Raw genomic sequence first — 18,869 nt, forward strand, 5'->3', positions numbered from 1 at the left:
AGCCGCCGTCGTCAGCCGCCGTCGTCAGCCACCGTCGTCAGCCACCGTCGTCAGCCACAGTGCGACCATGAACTGCTCCAGGCGGCGGTGCCGTAGCCGCCGCCCCAGATCACGCACTTGCCCTTGGCGGGCAGCCGGATCGGCCCGGCGTAGACCGTGTAGCTGCCGGAGTCGGTCTTCGACGACCCGTTCTGGACCTTCAGCACCGCGCTCATCTTGATCTTGCTCGACATGACGTACTTCGACAAGGTGATCACGCAGTTGTAGCCGTTCGAGGCGTTGTAGAGCAGGTACGTCGTCGCCTGGCCGTAGGAGTGCGAGTCGACGACGCCGTATCCACTGCCGCACACGCCCTTGGCGGTGTAGGTGTTCAGCTTGGGCGCCGCGGTCTTCGTCGGGGTGGCCTTGGCCGTCGCGCTGGGTTTGGGCGCAGTGGTGGTCTTCGTCGGCGCCGGGGTCGCCTTGGTCGGCGCGGGGGTGGCCTTCGCGGGCGGAGGAGTGAGCCCGGCGGCACCGGTGGGCTTGACGGTGGGCTTGGCGGCGGCGGTGGGCTTGGCCTGGGCCGGCCCCTTGGAAGGCGACGGCTGCGCCGGGCGGGTGCGCGTGGGGGAGACGGCCGGTTTCGCGCTCGGCTGGAGTCGTCGTGCCGAAGGGCTCGGCGAGGGCTTGCCGGGTTTGCGCCCGGTGGGAGTGACCAGCTCGGACGGCTGCGGGATGGGCATCTCCACGTCCTGGGACGGCGTCACCGCGGGTGACGCGGCGGGGCCGAGGGCGTCCTCGGAGGAGATCTGCCGGGCGGAGACCAACGTCGGCACGAGGAAGGCCGCCGCCGCGAGGGCCGACACGCCGACCCCGGCCACCGCCCATGTCAGCACCGGCCGCCGCGGCCTCGTCCCGCCGGCGCCGGACCGGCGCGGTACGGGCGGGACCGGCGCCCCCGCACCTCCCGGCCCGGACGGGGGCACGTGCGATCCCGGTGCCTGGGGTCCCGGTGCGTGAGGTCCCGGCGCCGGTGCGGGGCCGTGCGGTCCTCCTGCGGGTGCCTGCGGGCCGGGTGGCTGCGGGCCGTGCGATCCCGGTGCCTGGGGCCCCGGCGCCGCCGCCTGGGGTGGGGGCGGCGCGGCGGCGGGCCGTACGGGCGCGGTGGGTTGTCCGGTGAGCCGCGCGACGACGTCCTCGGCCGAGGGGCGCAGGGCGGGGTCCTTCGACAGGCAGGCGGCGACGATGTCCCGCAGGGGCATCGCGAGATCGCCCAGGTCGGGCTGCGCGTGCAGGATCCGGGTGATGACCGAGGGGATCGTGTCCGCGCCGAAGGCGGGCTTGCCGGTGGCGGCGAACACCATTGTGACGCCCCAGGCGAACATGTCGGCCGCGGCGCCCGCAGTGCCGCCCGACAGCACCTCGGGAGCCAGGTAGGCGGGCGTGCCGATGGACGCGCCGGTCGCGGTGGCCTGCGGCGAGTCGGGCGCCCTGGCCACGCCGAAGTCGATGACGACCGGGCCCTCCGGGCCCATCAGGACGTTGGCCGGCTTGAAGTCGCGATGGGTGATCCCCGCGCGGTGGATGGCGGCCAGGGCCGTCGCCGTGCTGATGGCGAGCCGTTCGAGCGCGGCGCCCCGGCGCGGTCCCTCGCGGTCCACGAGCTGCCGCAGCGACGGCCCGGACACGAACTCGCTGACGATGAACGGCTGGTTGCCCGCGAGGTCGGCGTACAGGACGGGGGCCGTGCAGAACGGCGCCACCCGCTGCGCGAGCGCGACCTCGCGCAGGAACCGCTCCCGAGCCTCCGGATCGGCCGTCAGCCGGGTGTGCAGCAACTTGACCGCGACCTGCTCGCCCGCCGGGCCCCGGCCGAGGAAGACGACCCCCTGGCCGCCCTCGCCGATCCGGTCGACAAGAGTGAACGGGCCCAGGCGTGCCGGATCACCAGCCTCTAACGCCACTATCGCCCCCGATTACCCCTACAACCTCACAATGGAGGCAAACGCTACCAGCGGTCAGATGGCTTTACCGGGGTTGAGGATGTTCAGTGGATCGAACACCTGCTTGATGCCCTGGTGAAGTTCGGCGGCCACCGGACCGGTCTCCAGTTCGAGCCAGCGCTTCTTCAGCAGGCCGACGCCGTGCTCGCCGGTCAGCGTCCCGCCGAGATCGAGCGCGGCGCGGAAGACCTCGTCGGCCGCGGCCCAGACCTCCGCCGGCGGCTCGGTCAGGCCGCGGTCGAACACGAACACCGGGTGGACGTTGCCGTCCCCCGCGTGCGCGACCGTCGCGATCATCACGTTGTGCCGGGCCGCGACCTCCTCGATCGTGGTGATCATCTCGGGGAGCGCCGAGCGGGGCACGCACACGTCCTCCACCAGGCACTGGCCCAGCCGCTCCTTGGCCTGGTAGGCCAGGCGCCTGATGCCGATGAGCTCGGCCGCCTCCTCCGGGGTGGACGAGACCGCGACGAACGAGGCGGCCGCGCACAGGTCCGCCATCCGGGCCGCCATCTCGTCCGGCGGGCCCTCGGCCTGGGCGATGAGCATCGCCCTGGTGGACGGCTCGAGCCCGATGTTCTTCCAGTCGTCAATGGCCTGCAGGGTCGTGCGGTCCATCAGTTCGAGCAGCGACGGCTGGCAGCCCGCGGCGACGATCGCCGCCACGGCCGCGGCGGCGTCGCGCAGCGAGGTGAACTCGGCGGCGACCGTGGCCGTCTCGCGGGGCGCTCGCCGTAGCCGCAGCGTCGCGGCGGTGATCACGCCGAGCGTCCCCTCCGACCCCACGAACAGGCCGGTCAGGTCGTAGCCGGTCACGCCCTTCATCGTGCGGCGGCCGGTGCTGAGCACGCGGCCGTCGGCCAGCACGACCTCGAGCCCGAGCGTGGAGTCGCGGGTCACGCCGTACTTCACGCACCGCAGGCCGCCCGCGTTCGTCGCCAGGTTGCCGCCGATGGTCGAGATCTCGTACGACGAGGGGTCGGGGGCGTACATCAGGCCGTGCTCGCGGGCCGCCCGGTCGAGGTCGGCGGTGATGACGCCGGGCTCCACGACCGCGATCTCGTCCTGCGGCGACAGCTCGCGGATCGCGGTCATCCGCGCGAGCGACAGGACGACGCACCCGTCGACGGCGGTCGCCCCGCCGGCGAGCCCGGTGCCCGCGCCGCGCGGGACCACCGGCACGCGGTGCTCGCTCGCCCAGCGCATCGTGGCGACGACGTCGTCGCGCGACTCCGCCAGGACCACTCCGAGCGGCCTGCCCGGCGGCACGAAGGTGCGGTCCCCGGCGTACGAGCCGGTGACGTCGGGATCGGTGAGAACACGCCCGTCCGGCAGCGCCGCGGCGAGCGCGGAGGTCATCTCGTTCACGTCTGGACTTTACGGCACGGTTCGGTATCGGGTCTCATCCGGAATTATTAACGGTTTTCGGTACAGATCACATTTTGACAACCATACCGGCTGGCTCTTTACCCTCCCTTTACCCGCTCGTTTAAGGTCCCGCATGCGCGCTCATCCCGGCGCGCCGTGCATGGGTGTCCGGGGAACCCGGACGGGAAGGGATCTCGTTGTCCAAGAGAATCCGGCGTCTCGCCGCGATCGTGCCCGCGCTAGGGCTGGCGGCAGGAGGTCTGGCTGCGGCCGGTGCGGCTGCGGCGCCCACGGCGGGCTATCAGCCCTCCGCCAAGGACCACTACATCAACTACGCGCCGCCCCGTGTGCAGGGCGACTTCACCACCACCGAGGAGAAGGTCCCCGCCAAGGGCGCCAGGCGGACGGCCGCCCTGGCGCGGGCCGTCGACCACAAGTTCGCGAGCGGCAACCCGGTCGCGGCGCGTGTGCTGGCCAAGCACGAGAAGCAGGCGATCAGAACCGGGAAGAACCCCTTCGACTTCATCTACAAGAAGGCGAAGACGACCCGCACCGCCAAGCTGCTCACGCTGCTGGTCGAGTTCAACGACCAGGCCAACGACGACTTCTCGGGCTGGTCGCACCCGAGGACGATCGACGACGTCGACGACTGCATCACCGAGCCGCCCGGCACCAAGCTGAACGGGCCGCTGCACAACACGATCCCCAACCCCGCGACCGCCGCAGGTGGGGGCAAGGACAACAACTCGATGTGGGTGGCGGACTTCAACACCGCCCACTACAACAACATGCTCTACAGCTCGACGGGGATCACGACCCGGGTCCGACCGGACCTGAAGGACCCCCGGGACGGCAAGAAGGGCATCGACATCTCCGGCTACACCATGAAGAACATGTACGAGGAGATGTCGAAGGGCGCCTACACCGTCACCGGTGAGGCCGTCGGCTGGCTGAAGGTGCCGCATTCCGAGGCGTGGTACGGCGCGGGCAAGTGCCACACCTACCCGCAGGACATGACCGGTCACCCGGACAACCCGCGCGGCGCCGCCCAGCTCGCGGTCGACGCGGTCGACGCGCTCGTGAAGTCGAACCCGAACTTCCCGTGGGCGGACTACGACGTCGAGGACGTCTCCGACGCCGACGGCGACGGCAACTTCGACGAGCCCGACGGCGTCGTCGACCACCTCGTGCTGATCCACGCCGGTGAGGACAAGTCGGGCGGCGGCGGCAACGAGGGCACGATGGCCCTGTGGGCCCACTCCAGCGACGTCGCCGGCGGTTACACGGTTCCGGGCACCAGCATCAAGATCTCCAACTACATCCTCCAGCCCGAGGACTCCGGCGTGGGCGTGTTCGCCCACGAGTACGGCCACGACCTCGGCCTGCCGGACCTGTACGACACCACCGGCGCCGGCGACTCCGACGTCGACTTCTGGGACCTGATGTCGAGCGGCTCGCACTCCGGGCCGATCTTCCAGTCCATGCCGACGCACATGGGCCTGTGGGACAAGTGGGTGCTCGGCTGGGCCAACCCGAAGGTCATCGAGCAGGGCGGCAAGACCCAGCTCGTGGCGGTCGGCCAGACCTCGCGCACGCCGAAGGGCACCGAGGACGGCGTCCGGATCAACCTGCCGGAGAAGCTGAACATCATGTCCACCCCGCACAGCGGGTCGAACCTGTGGTGGTCCAACAGCGACCAGAACTGGGCCGACAACAAGCTGAGCAGGGCCGTCGACGTCCCGGCCGGGCCGGACGCGAAGTTCTGGTGGTGGAGCGACTGGGGCATCGAGGCCGACTGGGACTTCGGCTTCTTCGAGGTCTCCGCCGACGGCGGCGCCACCTGGACCGAGCAGAAGATCTACAACGAGGACGGCAGCCTCGCCAGCACCGGCGACGACTACGCCGACCCCAACGGCCGCCTGAAGGACTACGGCGGCAAGAAGTACGGCCTCACCGGTGAGAGCGGCGGCTGGCACCACCTGTACGTCGATCTCGCGCCGTTCGCGGGCAAGTCCGTCCAGATCCGCCTGCGCTACGCCACGGACGCGGCGTCCATGCAGCGCGGCTGGTTCAACGACGACTTCTCGCTGAACAACGGCGCCACCGCGGTCTGGACCGACGACGTCGAGGGCGGCGCCAACGGCTGGACGGCCACCAAGGGCACGTTCACCGACAGCACCGGCGCCGGCTGGGTCATCCACTCCGGCCGGGAGCAGGCGGCGCAGTACTACCTGGCCGAGTGGCGCAACTTCGACGGGTTCGACAAGGGCCTGCAGTACGCCTACGACTCGACCTGGCTGCGCGACGGCGCCTGGAAGGTCGAGAAGGTCAAGTACAACGCCCCCGGCCTGCTGGTCTGGTACCGCGACACCGCCGTGGCCAACAACGACGTCTCGGGCCGCACGTTCGACCTGCCGTCGGTGGGCCCGAAGGGCGAGCTGCTCATCGTGGACTCGCACTTCGACCCGCTGCGCCGTACGGGCACGGCGGCGGAGAAGGACCCGACGGTTCTGAAGAACCTCCCGTCCCGCCCGCAGTCGTCCAACGCGGCGTTCAACTTCGTCGGCACCTACCCGTTCAAGGAGTGCATCGAGGGCGAGCCGTTCACGGAGTACTGCACCTCGTTCGGCAAGCAGGCCGCGGTGACCTCGTTCACGGACGCCAAGGGCTGGTACCCCGGCCTGGAGGTCCGTGACGGCACGCTCTACTTCCGCCAGCGTGACTCCTCGGCCGTCGTCCCGTCCAAGGACAACCAGCCGTACACGACGAGGGTCGTCAACGCGGACGGCACCCCGGCGAAGGACCTGTACGGCACCGACCTCGGCGACGGCCTCGTTCTCGGCTCCGGAAACCCCGGCGACGAGGGCAAGCAGCTCGGCGTGCAGGTCAAGCTGATCAGCCCGCTGCCGGCCAACCTGGGGGCGCTCGTCCAGATCACTCCCGCCAAGAAGTAGCCGCCGCCGGCTGGTAAAGCCCCACGCGGTTCCGTGCCCGGCCGCCGTCCGCCCCCCGGACGGCCGCCGGGCACTCTCATGCGCGCCCGCGCCCGCAGGCCCCTAGCATGTGAGCGTGCGGAGCAAGGCGGATCACACGGCTGCCATCCACCGGGAGCGGCGGGCCGCCGTCGTCGTGAACACGAAATCCCGGCGAGGTCGCCGCCGCTATGCCGAGGTGGTGCGGCTGCTGCGGGACCGGGACTTCCGGCTCACCGGTGTCCACCCGGTCACCGACCCGTCCCGGCTGCGCGACGTCATCACCCGCGCGCTCGAACAGCAGCCCGACCTGCTCGTGGTCGGCGGCGGCGACGGCACGCTGAGCAGCTCGGTCAAGCACGTGGCCGGCCGCGACGTCGCCCTCGGCGTGCTGCCGCTGGGCACCACCAACAACTTCGCCCGCAGCCTCGGGCTGCCGCTCGACCTCCCCGGGGCGGTCGGCGTGTTCACCGAGGGCAAGGTGGCCGACATCGACCTCGGCGTGTGCGGCGACCGGCCCTTCGCCAACCTCGCGAGCTTCGGCGTCTCGGTCGAGGTGGCCGGCACCGTCAAGCCGTGGGTCAAGCGGATGCTCGGCCGGGCGGCCTACCCGCTGACCGCGCTCACGATCCTGCCCGGGCACCGGCCGTTCCGCGCCTACATCACCGTGGACGGCAAACGCCACGAGCTGCTGACCCACCAGCTCAACATCGCCAACGGCCGCTTCCACGGCGGGTGGCAGATCGCCAGGGACGTCAGCATCGACAACCGCAAGCTGGTGGCCTACCAGCTCGGCTCGGGCAAGCGGCTGCGGCTGCTGGGGGAGACGCTCGTCCGGGCGACCACCGGCAGGTGGACCAGCCTCGCGGGCGGGCCCTTCGTCACCGGCCAGGAGATGCTGCTGGAGACCGACCCGCCCATGGCCGCCGACATCGACGGCGAGGTGCGGCTGCGCACCCCGCTCGTGCTCAGGACCATCCCGAACGGCGTCCGCGTGATGGTCCCGCAGAGCTTCGAGGACACCTGATCCCTGCCGGGGTCGTGTTCCGTGATCGCTGCGGCCCATCGCGGCCGCTACGGCAGAAGATCACGGGACGCCTCCCTCGGCCTCCTCGTTCTCCCCCGTCGCGAAGGCCCGGTACGCCGGCCGCAGCAGGTCGAGGAGCGGGATGTGCCTGGCCTTGACCTTCGGCGGGTCCAGCGCGCGCAGCAGCAGGTCGGGATGCCCTTCGGGGCCGGGCGGCGGGGCGAGGCGGGCCGCCGAGGCGCCCGGCTCGTAGAAGTCGCCGAGCCGTTCGGCGAACGGGACGTCGGCCACTTCGGGAAGCCCCGGCGGCCCGGCCTCGCTTCCGGCTCCAGCCCCGGCCCCGCCCCCGGTCGCGGTCCCGGCCTTGCCCCCGGCCGCGGACCCGGAATCGCCAGCGGTCCGGCGCAGCGCGTCGAGCAGGGCGTCCCTGGCCATGCCCCGCCAGGCCAGCACCCGGAACGGGTCGTCGTCGAACGCCTCGGCCAGCAGGTACAGCACCGCCGACAGGTGCTTGCACGGAAAGCCCCAGTCGGGACAGGAGCAGGCCATGTCCAGACCGTGCTCGCCGGGGAACAGCGGCAGCCCGCACCCGGCGAACACGTCCTCGATCTCCGGCGGCATCTCCCCGGCGAGCAGCTTGGCCCGGTGGAGGGCCTGCGCGGCCAGCGCCTCGACCAGCCCCGCCCACTCCGGCTCGCCGTACGCCGTGATGCGCACGCTCACGTCGTACGGCTCCGGGCGCGACCCCTGCACCCTGGCCTTGGCCAGCCCGGGACCGAGGTCGAGGTCGAGCACCTGGCCGCGCCGGGCGTACGCCCGGCCCCGGCTCAGCCTGCCCGGGTCGCAGACGCGCTCCAGGATGTCGATGAACCGCCGCGACCACCACTGCTCGCCGATGGACCCGCGCTTCGAGCGCGCCCTGATGCCGCCCTCGACCCTGATGGGCCGCGCGGCCTCGAACCACCCGTCCCTGCCGGCCGGCATCAGCTCACCGCCTCGGGCGACAGGCGGAACAGCTCGCGCAGCTCCGCCGTGGACAGGTCGGCGATCCAGTCCTCGCCCGTCCCCACCACGCTCTCGGCCAGGGCCTTCTTGCGCTCGATCATCTCGTCGATCCGCTCCTCCAGCGTCCCGGCGCAGACGAACTTCCTGACCTGCACGTTCCTGGTCTGCCCGATGCGGAAGGCCCGGTCGGTCGCCTGGTCCTCCACGGCCGGGTTCCACCACCGGTCCACGTGGACCACGTGGTTCGCGGCGGTCAGGTTGAGCCCGGTCCCCGCGGCCTTGAGCGACAGCAGGAACAGCATGGGTTCGTCCTCGGTCTGGAACCGCTCCACCAGCGCGTCGCGGGTCTTCTTCGGCAGGCCGCCGTGCAGCCACAGCACCGGGCGGTCGAGGTGCGCCGCCAGGTAGGGCTGCAACATCGAGCCGAACTCGGCGTACTGCGTGAACACCAGCGCCTTGTCGCCCTCGCTGACGATCTCTTCGGCCAGCTCCTCCAGCCGGGCCAGCTTGCCGGAGCGGCCCGCCAGCCGGGAGCCGTCCTTGAGCAGGTGGGCCGGGTGGTTGCAGACCTGTTTGAGCTTGGCCATCGCGGCCAGGACGTTGCCGCGCCGCTCGATGCCCTCGCTGCCGGAGATCTTGCCGATCATGTCCTCGACCACCGCCTGGTAGAGGCTGGCCTGCTCCGGCGTGAGCGTGCACCAGACCTTCATCTCCAGCTTGTCCGGCAGGTCGGAGATGATCGTCTTGTCGGTCTTGAGCCGCCGCAGGACGAAGGGGCCGGTGGCCCGTTTGAGTGCGGCGGTCGCCGTCTCGTCGCCGTGCCGTTCGATCGGCTCCTGGTAGCGGTCGCGGAAGGCCCGGGCCGATCCGAGCAGGCCGGGGTTGCAGAACTCCATGATCGACCACAGCTCGGCCAGGTGGTTCTCCACCGGAGTGCCGGTCAGCGCCAGCCTCGTCCGCGCCGGGAGCGAGCGCACCGCCTGGGCCTGCCTGGCCGCGGCGTTCTTGATCGCCTGGGCCTCGTCGCAGACGACCCTGGCCCAGGTGAACCCGGCGAGGGCGTCGCGGTCGCGCAGGGCCGTGCCGTACGTCGTGAGGACGAGGTCGGCCCCGGCGACCCGGCCGGCCAGTTCCTCGCCGCGCAGGCGGCCGGTCCCGTGGTGGAGATAGACGTCCAGCGACGGCGCGAAACGGGTGGCCTCCTTCTGCCAGTTCGTCAGCAGCGACATCGGGCACACCAGCAGCGTCGCCCCCACCCGCTCGCCCGACTCCCGCTCCTTTGCGAGCAGTGATAGCGTCTGGGCCGTTTTGCCCAAGCCCATGTCGTCCGCGAGGATGCCGCCGAGTCCGACTTGGGACATGAAGTCGAGCCAGGCCAGCCCGCGCTCCTGGTAGGGCCGCAGCGTGCCGTGGAAGGCGGCCGGCGTCGCGACGGGCTCGAGACGGCGGTCGGCCTCGCCGGACAGCAGATCGCCGAGCAGTCCGTCGGCGTCCACCTCGACGAGCGGCAGCTCGTCGTCCCCTCCGTGGACCACCTCCTGGATGACCTCGCCGACCGTCATCTGCCCCGACCCGCGTCGCTCCACCGCCTTCAGCGCCGCCCCGAGCTGCCGGGCGTCCAGCTCGACCCACTGCCCCCGCAGCCGGACCAGCGGCACTTTCAGCCGGGCCAGCTCGGCCAGCTCCGCCTCGCTGATCGTCTCGTCGCCGACGGCGAGCTCGGCCGTGAAGTCGACGAGCTGCGCCAGCCCGAACCCCTGGGCGGCGGCCGCGCCGGGCCCGGAGCGGGACCGGGCGGTGAGCTTCAGGCCGAGCCGGGTGCGGCCGGCCCACGCGGGCAGTTGCACGCCGAACCCGGCCGACTGCAGAAGCGGCGCCGCATGGCGGAGGAAGTGGAAGGCTCCTGCGGCGTCCAGGCCCACGTGCGCCGGCCGGGCCTCCCGCAGCGCGTCATCGATCTTCGGGTACAGGCGGACCGCCCGGCCGAGACCGGCGAGCAGCGTCTCGTCCGGACGTCCGGGCAGGCCGGGCATGGTCTCGCCCGCCCAGACGAGGGGAGCGGGCAGGTACAGGCTCGGATCCTCGGCCGACTGGAGGGCGAACTCCACCCGCCAGCCTCCGGCGTCCGGCGGGGCCGTCGCCTCTGCCTGTGCGGAGGGCGCTGCGCCCACTCCGGCCGGGCCGCGAGGTGCGGCCGCGCGGGCCGTGGCGGGATCGGCGAGTGCTCCGGCCGAGCCCCGCGGCGCGGCCGCGTGGGCAGTGGCGGGCTCGGCCGCCATCTCCTGGCCGGCGGTCGCATCCTGCCCGGGATGCTCCTCGGCCAGGAGGGGCTCGACGAGACGGAAGCACACCTTGATCGGGCCGTCGAGCTGGTGGGCGGCCCTGAACCAGTCCTCCAGCGGCCGGGCCAGCGTCTCCGCTTCCTGCTCGCGCACTCCGGGAAGGGCCGCCGTGTCACCGGTGAGCGCCACCGTCCAGCGGTCGGCCAGGGGGCCGCGCCGCCCGGGATGGTGCCCGCCCAGCAGACGCTCGGGCAGGGCCTGCCGTACGGCGGCGTCGGCCAGGCCCGCCAGCGCCTCGCTCAGGACCCGCGCCGAGGGATGCTCTGCGCCGACGGCCCGGCAGACCGGCGGCATGGCGGCGGCCAGCTCCCGGAAGCGCGCGGCGTGGGGGCCGGTCAGGACGGGCCGCCAGCGTGCGGCGTAGCCGCCGTTCTCGGTGACGAGCTGGGGCAGCACCCGGCCGCGCCGCACCAGGTCACGGGCGTGGGCGGCGACGACCGCGAGATAGCGCAGGGACGGCCCGGCGACAGGTGGCGGCTCGAACGCCTCCGTCAGCAGGCGCAGCGCGGGCCCGGGCTCGACCAGCAGCGCGGGCATCCGCCACGGACTCATCCTCGGGCGGCGCGCGGTGATCCGCAGGCCGGTCTCCGGGGAGGGGAGGGGACTCGTCGCCGAACTCGGCAGCAGCAGCACGGCTTCGCCGGACACGGCCTTGCCCGCCGCCTCGGCCGCCGCGTCCCCCCAGCGCGACAGCTCCGCGGCCAGGGTGCTCGCCGGGACGGCGAAGGGGTGACGGCGCACCTCGGCGCGGGAGGCCACCGGCTCCGCGCCGGTCGTCTCCTCGGCCCAGAGCACGAGTCTCCCGCCATCCCAGGCGGCGTGGATCACGATCACGCCGTCTCCACCCGGAGTGCGAGCCGCCCGCTGTCGCAGGCCGTGTGAATCACGAGCACACCGTCTCCTCTCGCCAATCCGGAACGCTAGCAGCGGCGACGGAGCTTCCCGGCCGCTCCCGCCGTCGCCTGTGGACAACGCTCCGCGCGCCTGGCCGGGGCGGGACGGCGTCAGGCGCCGCGGCCCCGCTCGGGCATGGTGGTGTAGTCCGTGAAGCCGACCGTGTTGCCCCAGGGATCGGCGACCTCGACGGTCCAGCCGGTCGCGACCGGGAAGGGGTCGGCAAGAGCGGCGATACCTGACTCTCGCAGGGCCCGCGCGGTGGCCCGGGCGTCGGCCACCTCCAGCCACACCCGCGGCCGCCCCTCGCCGGAACCCACCGCCGCGGAGATCTCACCGCGGCGTACGAGCAGCCCCGCCGGCTCGTCGCCCAGCCGGAACAGCGCGATGCCCGGCTCGTCCATCCGGAAGGCGAGCGGAAGACCGAGCGCGGCGTAGAACTTCACGGCCTCGTCCAGGTCGCCGACGGTGAACAGGATGTTGTCGACGCCGAGCACCGTGACGGCGCTCTCACGTGGAGTCATGGGGCGTATTCCTCCAGTCCGAACAGGACGACCGCGTCGTCGGCCGCCGACCGGGGCAGCCGTCCGGCGTCCGCAGGGGCGTGGCGCAGCCGTACCGGACCGGACAGCGGCGCCTCCTCCGTGGCGCGGCGGCCTTCCGGCGTCAGGCCCACGACGCGGCGGCGCCGGTCGCCGGGATCAGCATATGCCGGAGACTCGTCATCGCCCCGGCCGTCATTCGGCGGGCGGGAGCCGTACGGCGGTGTAGTGGCGCAGGTCGTCCTCGTCGAGCGGAGTTCCGGGGAGGGGCGATTCCGCGTCGGCGCGCAGGCCGTTCAGCATGATCTCCACCACGCGTCCCATGGCCTGCTCGTTGTGCATGCCCGGCGGCGTGTACACGTTCAGGGTCATCAACAGGGCGACGTCGCCAGGGCCGATGTCGGCGCGCAGCGCGCCGTCCGCCTGTGCCCGTTCGATCATCCGCAGGACGGCGGCGATCACCCGCTGCCGCATCTCGTGCAGGTCCGGGCCGACGCGCAACCGCTGATGCAGGTGCGGTTCGAGCTTCGCCGGCAGCACGCCCAGCCGCAGGGCCACCGAGCCGCGCAGGAAACGGCACAACGCGTGCCAGGCGTCCGGTTCCTCGCGCCAGGACGTCTCCGCCAGGTCCACCAGGCGGCGGAGGCTCTCCTCGCCCACCGCCCGCAGTAGCGCGTCCCGGTCGGGGAAGCGGCGGTAGAGCGTGCCGACGCCCACGCCCGCCCGGCGGGCGACCTCCTCCAGTGGCACGTCGACGCCCTGCTCCAGGAACAGCTCCTGGGCCGCGGCGACGATCAGGTCCCGGTTGCGGCGCGCGTCGGCGCGCAGCCCCTTCTCCACTGCCACCTCACGAGGGATCTGGACGATTTTCCTCCGGTTAGGATACCGTCGTTTATGCGGAGGAAAATCTTCCGGTTAGGGGATGCGACATGACGACAGCGCTGATCTCGGGGGCCGGGATCGCGGGCCCGACGCTGGCCTACTGGCTGGCCAGGCACGGATTCCGGGTCACGGTCGTGGAACGCGGGGGAGAGCCCCGGTCCAGCGGCAATCCGGTGGACGTCCGGGGCCCCGCCGTCCCGGTCGCGGAACGGATGGGCGTCATGCCCCGGCTGCGCCGAGCCGCCACCGGCACGACGGGGGTCAGCTTCGTCGACGCGGCCGGCAGGCGGGTCGGCCGGATGGACATGCGCGCCGTGCAGCGGCCGGACGAGGTCGAGGTGCCGCGCGGCGACCTCGCGTCGATCCTGTACGAGGCGAGCCGCGACCACGCCGAGTTCCTCTTCGACGACTCCATCACGGCGCTCGGCCAGGACGAGCACGGAGTGGAGGTCGCCTTCGAGCACGCCGCCCCCCGCCGCTTCGACCTGGTGATCGGAGCCGACGGCCTGCACTCGGTGACACGGCGCCTCACGTTCGGCCAGGAGAGGGGGACACCGCAGAGCGGGCTCGTGCGCCACATGGGCCTGTACGTCGCGACGGCGCCGCTCGCCGAGGGGGCGGCCGGAGCGGGCCGGGACATCCTCATGCACAACACGCCCGGGAAGGCGATCGCCGTCAACCCGCGGCCCGCGGGCGCGTTCTTCCTCTATCGCAGCCCGGCGGCGCCGGAGTTCGACCACCGCGACACCGAGCAGCACAAGCGGATGCTGATCGACGCCTTCGCGGACGTGTCCTGGCGGGCGCCGGAGCTGCTCGAACAGGTGCGCGCCGCCGACGACCTCTACTTCGACTCCGTCAGCCAGGTGCGCCTGCCTCGGTGGTGGAAGGGCCGCGTCGGGCTCCTCGGCGACGCCGCGTCCTGCGTGTCGCTGTTCGGGGACGGTTCCACCCTGGCCATGGCGGGGGCGTTCACCCTCGCCGAGGCGCTGGCCGGGCACGCCGGCGATCCCGCGGCCGCCTTCCGGCGCTACGAGGCGGCGCACCGGCGCCTGGTGGACCCCAAGCAGCGCAACGTCGCTCAGGCGTCGGCACTTCTGGTCCCCGCGACGCGAGGCGGCATCGTCGCCAGGAACCTGGCCACCCGCCTGTGGCCCGCCGTGGCCGCCACCACACGGCTCAAGCATGCTCTCGCGTGGTGAGCGACGGCGTGGTGAGCGGGGCTTGGTGAGTGAGGGCGCGGTGAGTGAGGGCGCGGTGAGTGAGGGCGCGGTGAGTGAGGGCGTGATGAGCGGGGGTGCCGGTGGCGTACGCGTCCGTGAGGGGGAGGTGCGGGCCGATGACCGTCACCGAGGCCGGCTCGGTGGCGGGCCGGCCGGTGTGGGGGTCGAGACCATTCATAGGATTCTCTGAGGTGGCTCACAGGGCATGCCCGGTGAGTGGGGAGGACCCTTGACCCCATCATGCGTAAGACTTCGAACGACCGGCCCGGGCTGGTCCGCCCCGATGGGAACCCCGTACGCGTCCTCGTGGCCGACGACGAACCGGACCTCGTCGAGGTCCTCGGCGCGGTGCTGAAATACGAGGGCTGGGAGGTGCGCACGGCGGGGGACGGGACGTCGGCGGTGAAGGAGGCACGGGAGTTCCGGCCCGACGCGGTGCTGCTGGACATCATGCTGCCCGGCTTCGACGGGCTGGAGGTGCTGCGCCGCCTGCGTGCCGATGCTCCGGACGTGCGCGTGCTGTTCCTGGCCGCGCACGACGCCGTGGAGGACCGCGTCGCGGGCATCACCGCGGGCGGTGACGACTACGTGACCAGGCCGTTCAGCCTGGAGGAGGTGCTCGCCCGGCTGCGCGGGCTGCTGCGCCGCGCCGGCATGGCGCGCAGCGCCGAGGGCGACCGGCTGGTGGTGGGCGGCCTGGTGATGGACGAGGACGCCCGCGAGGTGACCCGCGACGGGGAGTTGGTCGAGCTCACGCCGACCGAGTTCGAGCTGCTGCGCTTCCTCATGCGCAACCCCCGGCGGGTGCTGAGCAAGGCGCAGATCCTCGACCGCGTCTGGTCGTACGACTTCCGCGGGCAGGCGCACGTGGTCGAGCTGTACATCAGCTATCTGCGCAAGAAGATCGACGCCGGCCGGCGGCCGCTGATCCACACGGTGCGGGGCGTGGGATACGTCCTGCGGCCGTGACAGGCCATGCTGCCCCTCGCGTGACATCGTGCTGTCCTCGGCCCTCTGTTCGAGGGGGTTGCCGTGAAACAAATGTTGCATATGAGGAATACTTAGACGTTGGGGGGGCAGGGGGGTCTTTCTGAGCGGAGGTCCCTCCGCGACAAGAGAGGTGTGCAATGACCGCGACCGCTACCGAGCGCCGCACTACTGACGGGCTTCCTCACCCTTGGCCGGATGACCGCTACGAGGTCCGGTGCGACAGGGAGAGCCCGTTCACCGGTAGCCGTGACCGCTACCACTATGCCAAGAACGCCGTGGAGTCCGCGAAGGCGCTGGAACGAGCGGGGCTCGCCCGCCGTGTGGTGGTCGTCAGACTGGCGGACGAGACCGTCATCTACGACCGCGTCGGCGACGTGAACATGCCTCCCGAGTCGTGGTGATTCGGCATGGCATGGTGTGACGTGTCAGGTTGCGTCATGTTCGAATAGCGGAAGACGACGATCCCCCGGGAGTTTGTCCCGGGGGATCGTCTATATCTTTATTGATCACATAATTGATCATATTGCCTGGAGAAGCCTGCTCTCCTGTAGTCCTGCCGGTCCGGCGAGGTCGCCGGGCCGCCGGTCAGGCGGGCGTGCAGGTCACGTCCGGTGCCTTTCCGCCGCCCAGGCGGGCGGCGAAGCCGAAGACGGTCGAGCCGCCGACGGGGAGATTGCCGTTGTAGCTCTCGTTGCCGAACGCATGGGCGCCGACGATGCCGATCACCGGGAGGGGGACGGCCCCCCACACCTGCGTGACGACGCTGCCGTCGGTGTAACGCCACGACACCCGCCAGCCCTTGATGGCGGACGAACCCGTGTTGGTCACGGTGACCTGCCCGAGCGCGGTGGCGTCCCGGGTCCCGGGCCATTCGCTGGTGATCGCGTACTTCGCACCGCAGCCGATCGAGTCCGCGGACGCCGGAACGGCCGCGATCCCGGTGGACACCAGGACCAGGGCCGCCGTGGTGATCGCTCTCCTGATCATCGATCTCCCTTCCTCGCACTGCCCGGTGGTCGCCGGGACGCCGGACCGTCCGCTCCACGCCGGTCGGTCCGCGATGGGGATTGGTGCTCCGCCTTCCCCGGAGAGGGGTCCATCCGGGGAAGGCGGGCGACTTGGGCGAGCCCGGGAGCGCGGGCTACGCGGGGGTGCAGGTGAGGGCCGGGGTGGTGCCCGAGCCGTTGCCGGTGAAGCCGAAGCTCGTGGTGGCGCCGGGGTTCAGGCCGCCGTTCCAGGACAGGTTCTTCACCGTGACGTTCGAACCGCTCTGGCTGACGGTGCCGCTCCACAGCTGGGCGACGGTCTGGCCGTTCGGGAACGACCATCCCACCGTCCAGCCGGAGATGGCCGTGCCACCGGAGTTGAGCACGGTGACGTCCGCCTGGAAGCCGCCCTGCCACGAGTTGGTGAGCTTGTACGTGGCGGTGCACGCCTTGCCGGTGACGGGCGACGGGCTGGGCGACGGAGACGGCGACGGGCTGGGCGACGGCGACGGGCTCGGCGACGGAGACGGCGACGGGCTCGACGACGGCGACGCGGACGGGCTGGGCGACGGGGACGGGGAGACCGAGGGGCTGGGGGACGGGGACGGCTCGGTGCCCGGCGCGTTGCCCCAGATCTTGGTGGACCCCGAGTACAGCGTCATGTTCTGCACCGTCGCCGGCGTGGACGGCGTGGTGGACACCCCGGTGTACGACCAGTCGTTGGACGGGTCCCAGCTGCCCGCGCTGGCGATGCGGAACTGCACCTCACGCCGCGACTCCGACTGACCCTGCGGCGCGATGGTCTGCCCCGAGCAGTCGATCGTGACGTAGTAGACCTTGCCGGAGAACTGCGTCGGCCCGGTCGGCGGCTTGCACTGGTTGTAGTTCGCCGTCAGGGTGATCTGGCCCGGCGTGGTGTCGCCGTCGAGGGTGAAGTAGTAGCGGAACGACCCGTCGGTCAGCGCGCGGGCGGGCCAGGCCGAGTGGTTGTAGACCATCGTCTTGATCTCGGTGAAGTTCTGGCCCGTGGCGTTGAGTGCCGCCTGGAGGTAGATCTCCGGGCCGTCAGGGGTCTCCGCGACCGGGAAGTTCGCCAGCGGCGTGCCGCCGTACTCCTTGTACAGCCGCACCAGCGCGCTGGTGAAGCCCGCGTTGTAGTCGGTGGCGACCTCGTTCATCACGAAGTCGGCCCGGCTGTCGGCGTAGGCGTCGTCGGCCGTCTTCGGCCCGCCGACGAGCGCGCCGTACAGGATGTGCCGGCTCTGCTCCGGCTCGCCGTTCTGATTGTTGGTCCAGGTGCCGTGCGCGGTCCGGTGGTGCGGGTTGCGCGGCGGGTTGTTCCCGAAACCGACCACGTACGACGACTTGCGCGGGTTGTCGCCGAGCGCGTAGTTGATCTGGCGGACGGCGAAGTCGTGGTAGCGGGCCTTGCGCGTGGCGTCGGTCAGCCAGTCGCTGTAGACGAGTGCGACGAAGGAGGTGTTGGCGGCGTAGCGCAGCGATCCCCACTGGTCGAGCACGGCCTGGCCGCCGGGGGAGTAGTTCACCTTCTGGCCGTTGACGCCGACCGTCCACCAGTCGAGCCAGCGGTTGGCGTCGTCGGTGTACTGCTGCTTGCCGGTCAGCTTCGCCAGCAGCGCGTAGCAGCCGTACGACTTGTCGTCCCAGGCGATCGTCCACTTGTACGACTTGGTCGTCGACTGCGACTCGGTGCCGAGGTTGGCGTAGTACGACTCGGCCTTGGCGAGGTAGGAGGCGTCCTGGGTGGCGCGGTAGAGCCAGATGGCGCCCCACACCAGCTCGTCGTTGTACCCGCTCCAGGACTTGTAGAAGGTCGACGCGTCCGTGATGCAGTCGCTGTACTTGCCGCGCACGGTGTCGGCGAAGGAGTACAGCTGCTTGGCGTGGGTGAGGAGCTTGTCGGCGTACGTGGGGTCGGTGGGCCGGAAGACGATCGAGGACGCGGCCATCGCCGCCGCCGTCTCACCGGCGAGGTCGGACCCGCCGCACGAGGAGTCGATCTTGTACGAGGGCCTGCTCATCGGCAGCACCTCGGCCGCTCCCCACCAGGCGTGGTCGGGGTTGCCGCTGCCGACCTGCCCGTACAGCACGTTGGGGGAGGGATGCGCCTTGACGAAGTAGTCGTTGACGAAGCGCAGGTTGTTCAGCAGGTAGGTGAGCTGGCCCGAGGACGCGTAGGCGTCGCGGTACTCGACCGCGCCCCACGCGAGCATCGTGGTGCTCGCCGCCATCGGCAGGCCGAACTTGACGTGGTCGCCGGCGTCGAACCAGCCGCCGGTCAGGTCGAGCCCGACGTCCTTGCCGTCGTTCAGCGCCGAGTCGCCGCGCCAGGTGACGCGGTTGGTGGACGGCAGCTTGCCGGACTGCTGGGCCTCGTAGAAGAAGAGCGACTTCTGCAACGCCTCGCCGTAGTTGTACGCGGGGGCCGCGGAAGCCGAGGTGGGGACCGCGGCCGGGACGACCGCGGTGGAGATGATCAGCGCCGCCAGTGCCGGAAACGTACGCCGCATGGAGATGTGCCTCGCATAGGTGGGGGGTCGGGGGGGGGGGGGGGGGGGACGGGCCCCCCCCCGCCCGCCCGATCGCGTCGGGCCCCGAGGGCGACCAGAACGTGGGGGGGGGGGGGTAATGGACAGGC

Annotated in this window: 14 protein-coding genes; 5 read left to right on the forward strand and 9 right to left on the reverse strand. The window is 71.7% G+C overall.

Going from position 1 to position 18,869, the window contains the following annotated elements; translation table 11 throughout:
- Positions 1–50: 50 nt before the first annotated feature.
- Positions 51–1,943, reverse strand: a complete 1,893-nt coding sequence (locus tag AB0J39_RS20430; RefSeq protein ID WP_363466897.1) for a protein kinase — start codon at positions 1,941–1,943, stop codon at positions 51–53.
- A gap of 54 nt (positions 1,944–1,997) precedes the next feature.
- On the reverse strand, positions 1,998–3,341 hold the full coding sequence (locus tag AB0J39_RS20435) for an FAD-linked oxidase C-terminal domain-containing protein (protein WP_363466928.1): 1,344 nt from the start codon (positions 3,339–3,341) through the stop codon (positions 1,998–2,000).
- Between the two features lie 206 nt (positions 3,342–3,547).
- Between AB0J39_RS20435 and AB0J39_RS20440 the strand changes: the two genes are divergently transcribed.
- Positions 3,548–6,304, forward strand: a complete 2,757-nt coding sequence (locus AB0J39_RS20440; RefSeq protein ID WP_363466900.1) for an immune inhibitor A domain-containing protein — start codon at positions 3,548–3,550, stop codon at positions 6,302–6,304.
- A gap of 115 nt (positions 6,305–6,419) precedes the next feature.
- Entirely contained in the window at positions 6,420–7,349 is a 930-nt protein-coding gene (locus tag AB0J39_RS20445) for a diacylglycerol kinase family protein (RefSeq protein ID WP_363466901.1), read from the forward strand.
- 60 nt (positions 7,350–7,409) lie between these two features.
- Here AB0J39_RS20445 and AB0J39_RS20450 read toward each other — a convergent pair whose 3' ends face one another.
- The 5 genes from AB0J39_RS20450 to AB0J39_RS20470 all read right to left on the reverse strand — a co-directional run bounded on the left by AB0J39_RS20450 (position 7,410) and on the right by AB0J39_RS20470 (position 12,978).
- Positions 7,410–8,333, reverse strand: a complete 924-nt coding sequence (locus AB0J39_RS20450) for an SWIM zinc finger family protein (protein ID WP_363466903.1) — start codon at positions 8,331–8,333, stop codon at positions 7,410–7,412.
- Positions 8,333–11,530, reverse strand: a complete 3,198-nt coding sequence (locus AB0J39_RS20455; RefSeq protein ID WP_363466905.1) for a DEAD/DEAH box helicase — start codon at positions 11,528–11,530, stop codon at positions 8,333–8,335. Before AB0J39_RS20455 ends, AB0J39_RS20450 begins: the two co-directional genes overlap by 1 nt.
- Before the next feature lie 170 nt (positions 11,531–11,700).
- Positions 11,701–12,114: a VOC family protein gene (locus AB0J39_RS20460; protein ID WP_363466907.1), complete on the reverse strand. Its 414-nt coding sequence runs from the start codon at positions 12,112–12,114 to the stop codon at positions 11,701–11,703.
- Positions 12,111–12,266 carry a hypothetical protein gene (locus tag AB0J39_RS20465; protein ID WP_363466910.1) on the reverse strand — a complete coding sequence of 52 codons (156 nt, stop codon included), beginning with the start codon at positions 12,264–12,266 and terminating at the stop codon, positions 12,111–12,113. The genes AB0J39_RS20460 and AB0J39_RS20465 overlap by 4 nt, the downstream gene beginning before the upstream one ends.
- Before the next feature lie 61 nt (positions 12,267–12,327).
- Positions 12,328–12,978: a helix-turn-helix domain-containing protein gene (locus tag AB0J39_RS20470; RefSeq protein ID WP_363466912.1), complete on the reverse strand. Its 651-nt coding sequence runs from the start codon at positions 12,976–12,978 to the stop codon at positions 12,328–12,330.
- Positions 12,979–13,061: 83 nt separating this feature from the next.
- Here AB0J39_RS20470 and AB0J39_RS20475 point away from each other — a divergent pair, with 83 nt between their 5' ends.
- The 3 genes from AB0J39_RS20475 to AB0J39_RS20485 all read left to right on the forward strand — a co-directional run bounded on the left by AB0J39_RS20475 (position 13,062) and on the right by AB0J39_RS20485 (position 15,625).
- A complete protein-coding gene (locus AB0J39_RS20475; protein ID WP_363466914.1) occupies positions 13,062–14,213 on the forward strand; it encodes an FAD-dependent monooxygenase in 1,152 nt (383 codons plus the stop codon).
- Between the two features lie 261 nt (positions 14,214–14,474).
- On the forward strand, positions 14,475–15,203 hold the full coding sequence (locus tag AB0J39_RS20480; protein ID WP_363466917.1) for a response regulator transcription factor: 729 nt from the start codon (positions 14,475–14,477) through the stop codon (positions 15,201–15,203).
- 158 nt (positions 15,204–15,361) lie between these two features.
- Positions 15,362–15,625: a hypothetical protein gene (locus tag AB0J39_RS20485; RefSeq protein ID WP_363466919.1), complete on the forward strand. Its 264-nt coding sequence runs from the start codon at positions 15,362–15,364 to the stop codon at positions 15,623–15,625.
- A gap of 184 nt (positions 15,626–15,809) precedes the next feature.
- Here the strand turns inward: AB0J39_RS20485 and AB0J39_RS20490 are convergent, their stop codons facing one another.
- The gene (locus AB0J39_RS20490) at positions 15,810–16,211 is read right to left on the reverse strand and encodes a cellulose binding domain-containing protein (RefSeq protein WP_363466922.1); all 402 of its coding nucleotides are present in this window, start codon (positions 16,209–16,211) and stop codon (positions 15,810–15,812) included.
- 154 nt (positions 16,212–16,365) lie between these two features.
- Positions 16,366–18,741 (reverse strand): glycoside hydrolase family 9 protein, encoded by a 2,376-nt coding sequence (locus AB0J39_RS20495; RefSeq protein WP_363466925.1) that lies wholly within the window; start codon positions 18,739–18,741, stop codon positions 16,366–16,368.
- Between the last annotated feature and the right edge of the window lie 128 nt (positions 18,742–18,869).

This window comes from Microbispora sp. NPDC049633, assembly GCF_040675265.1.
GTDB classification, from domain to species: Bacteria; Actinomycetota; Actinomycetes; order Streptosporangiales; family Streptosporangiaceae; genus Microbispora; species Microbispora maris.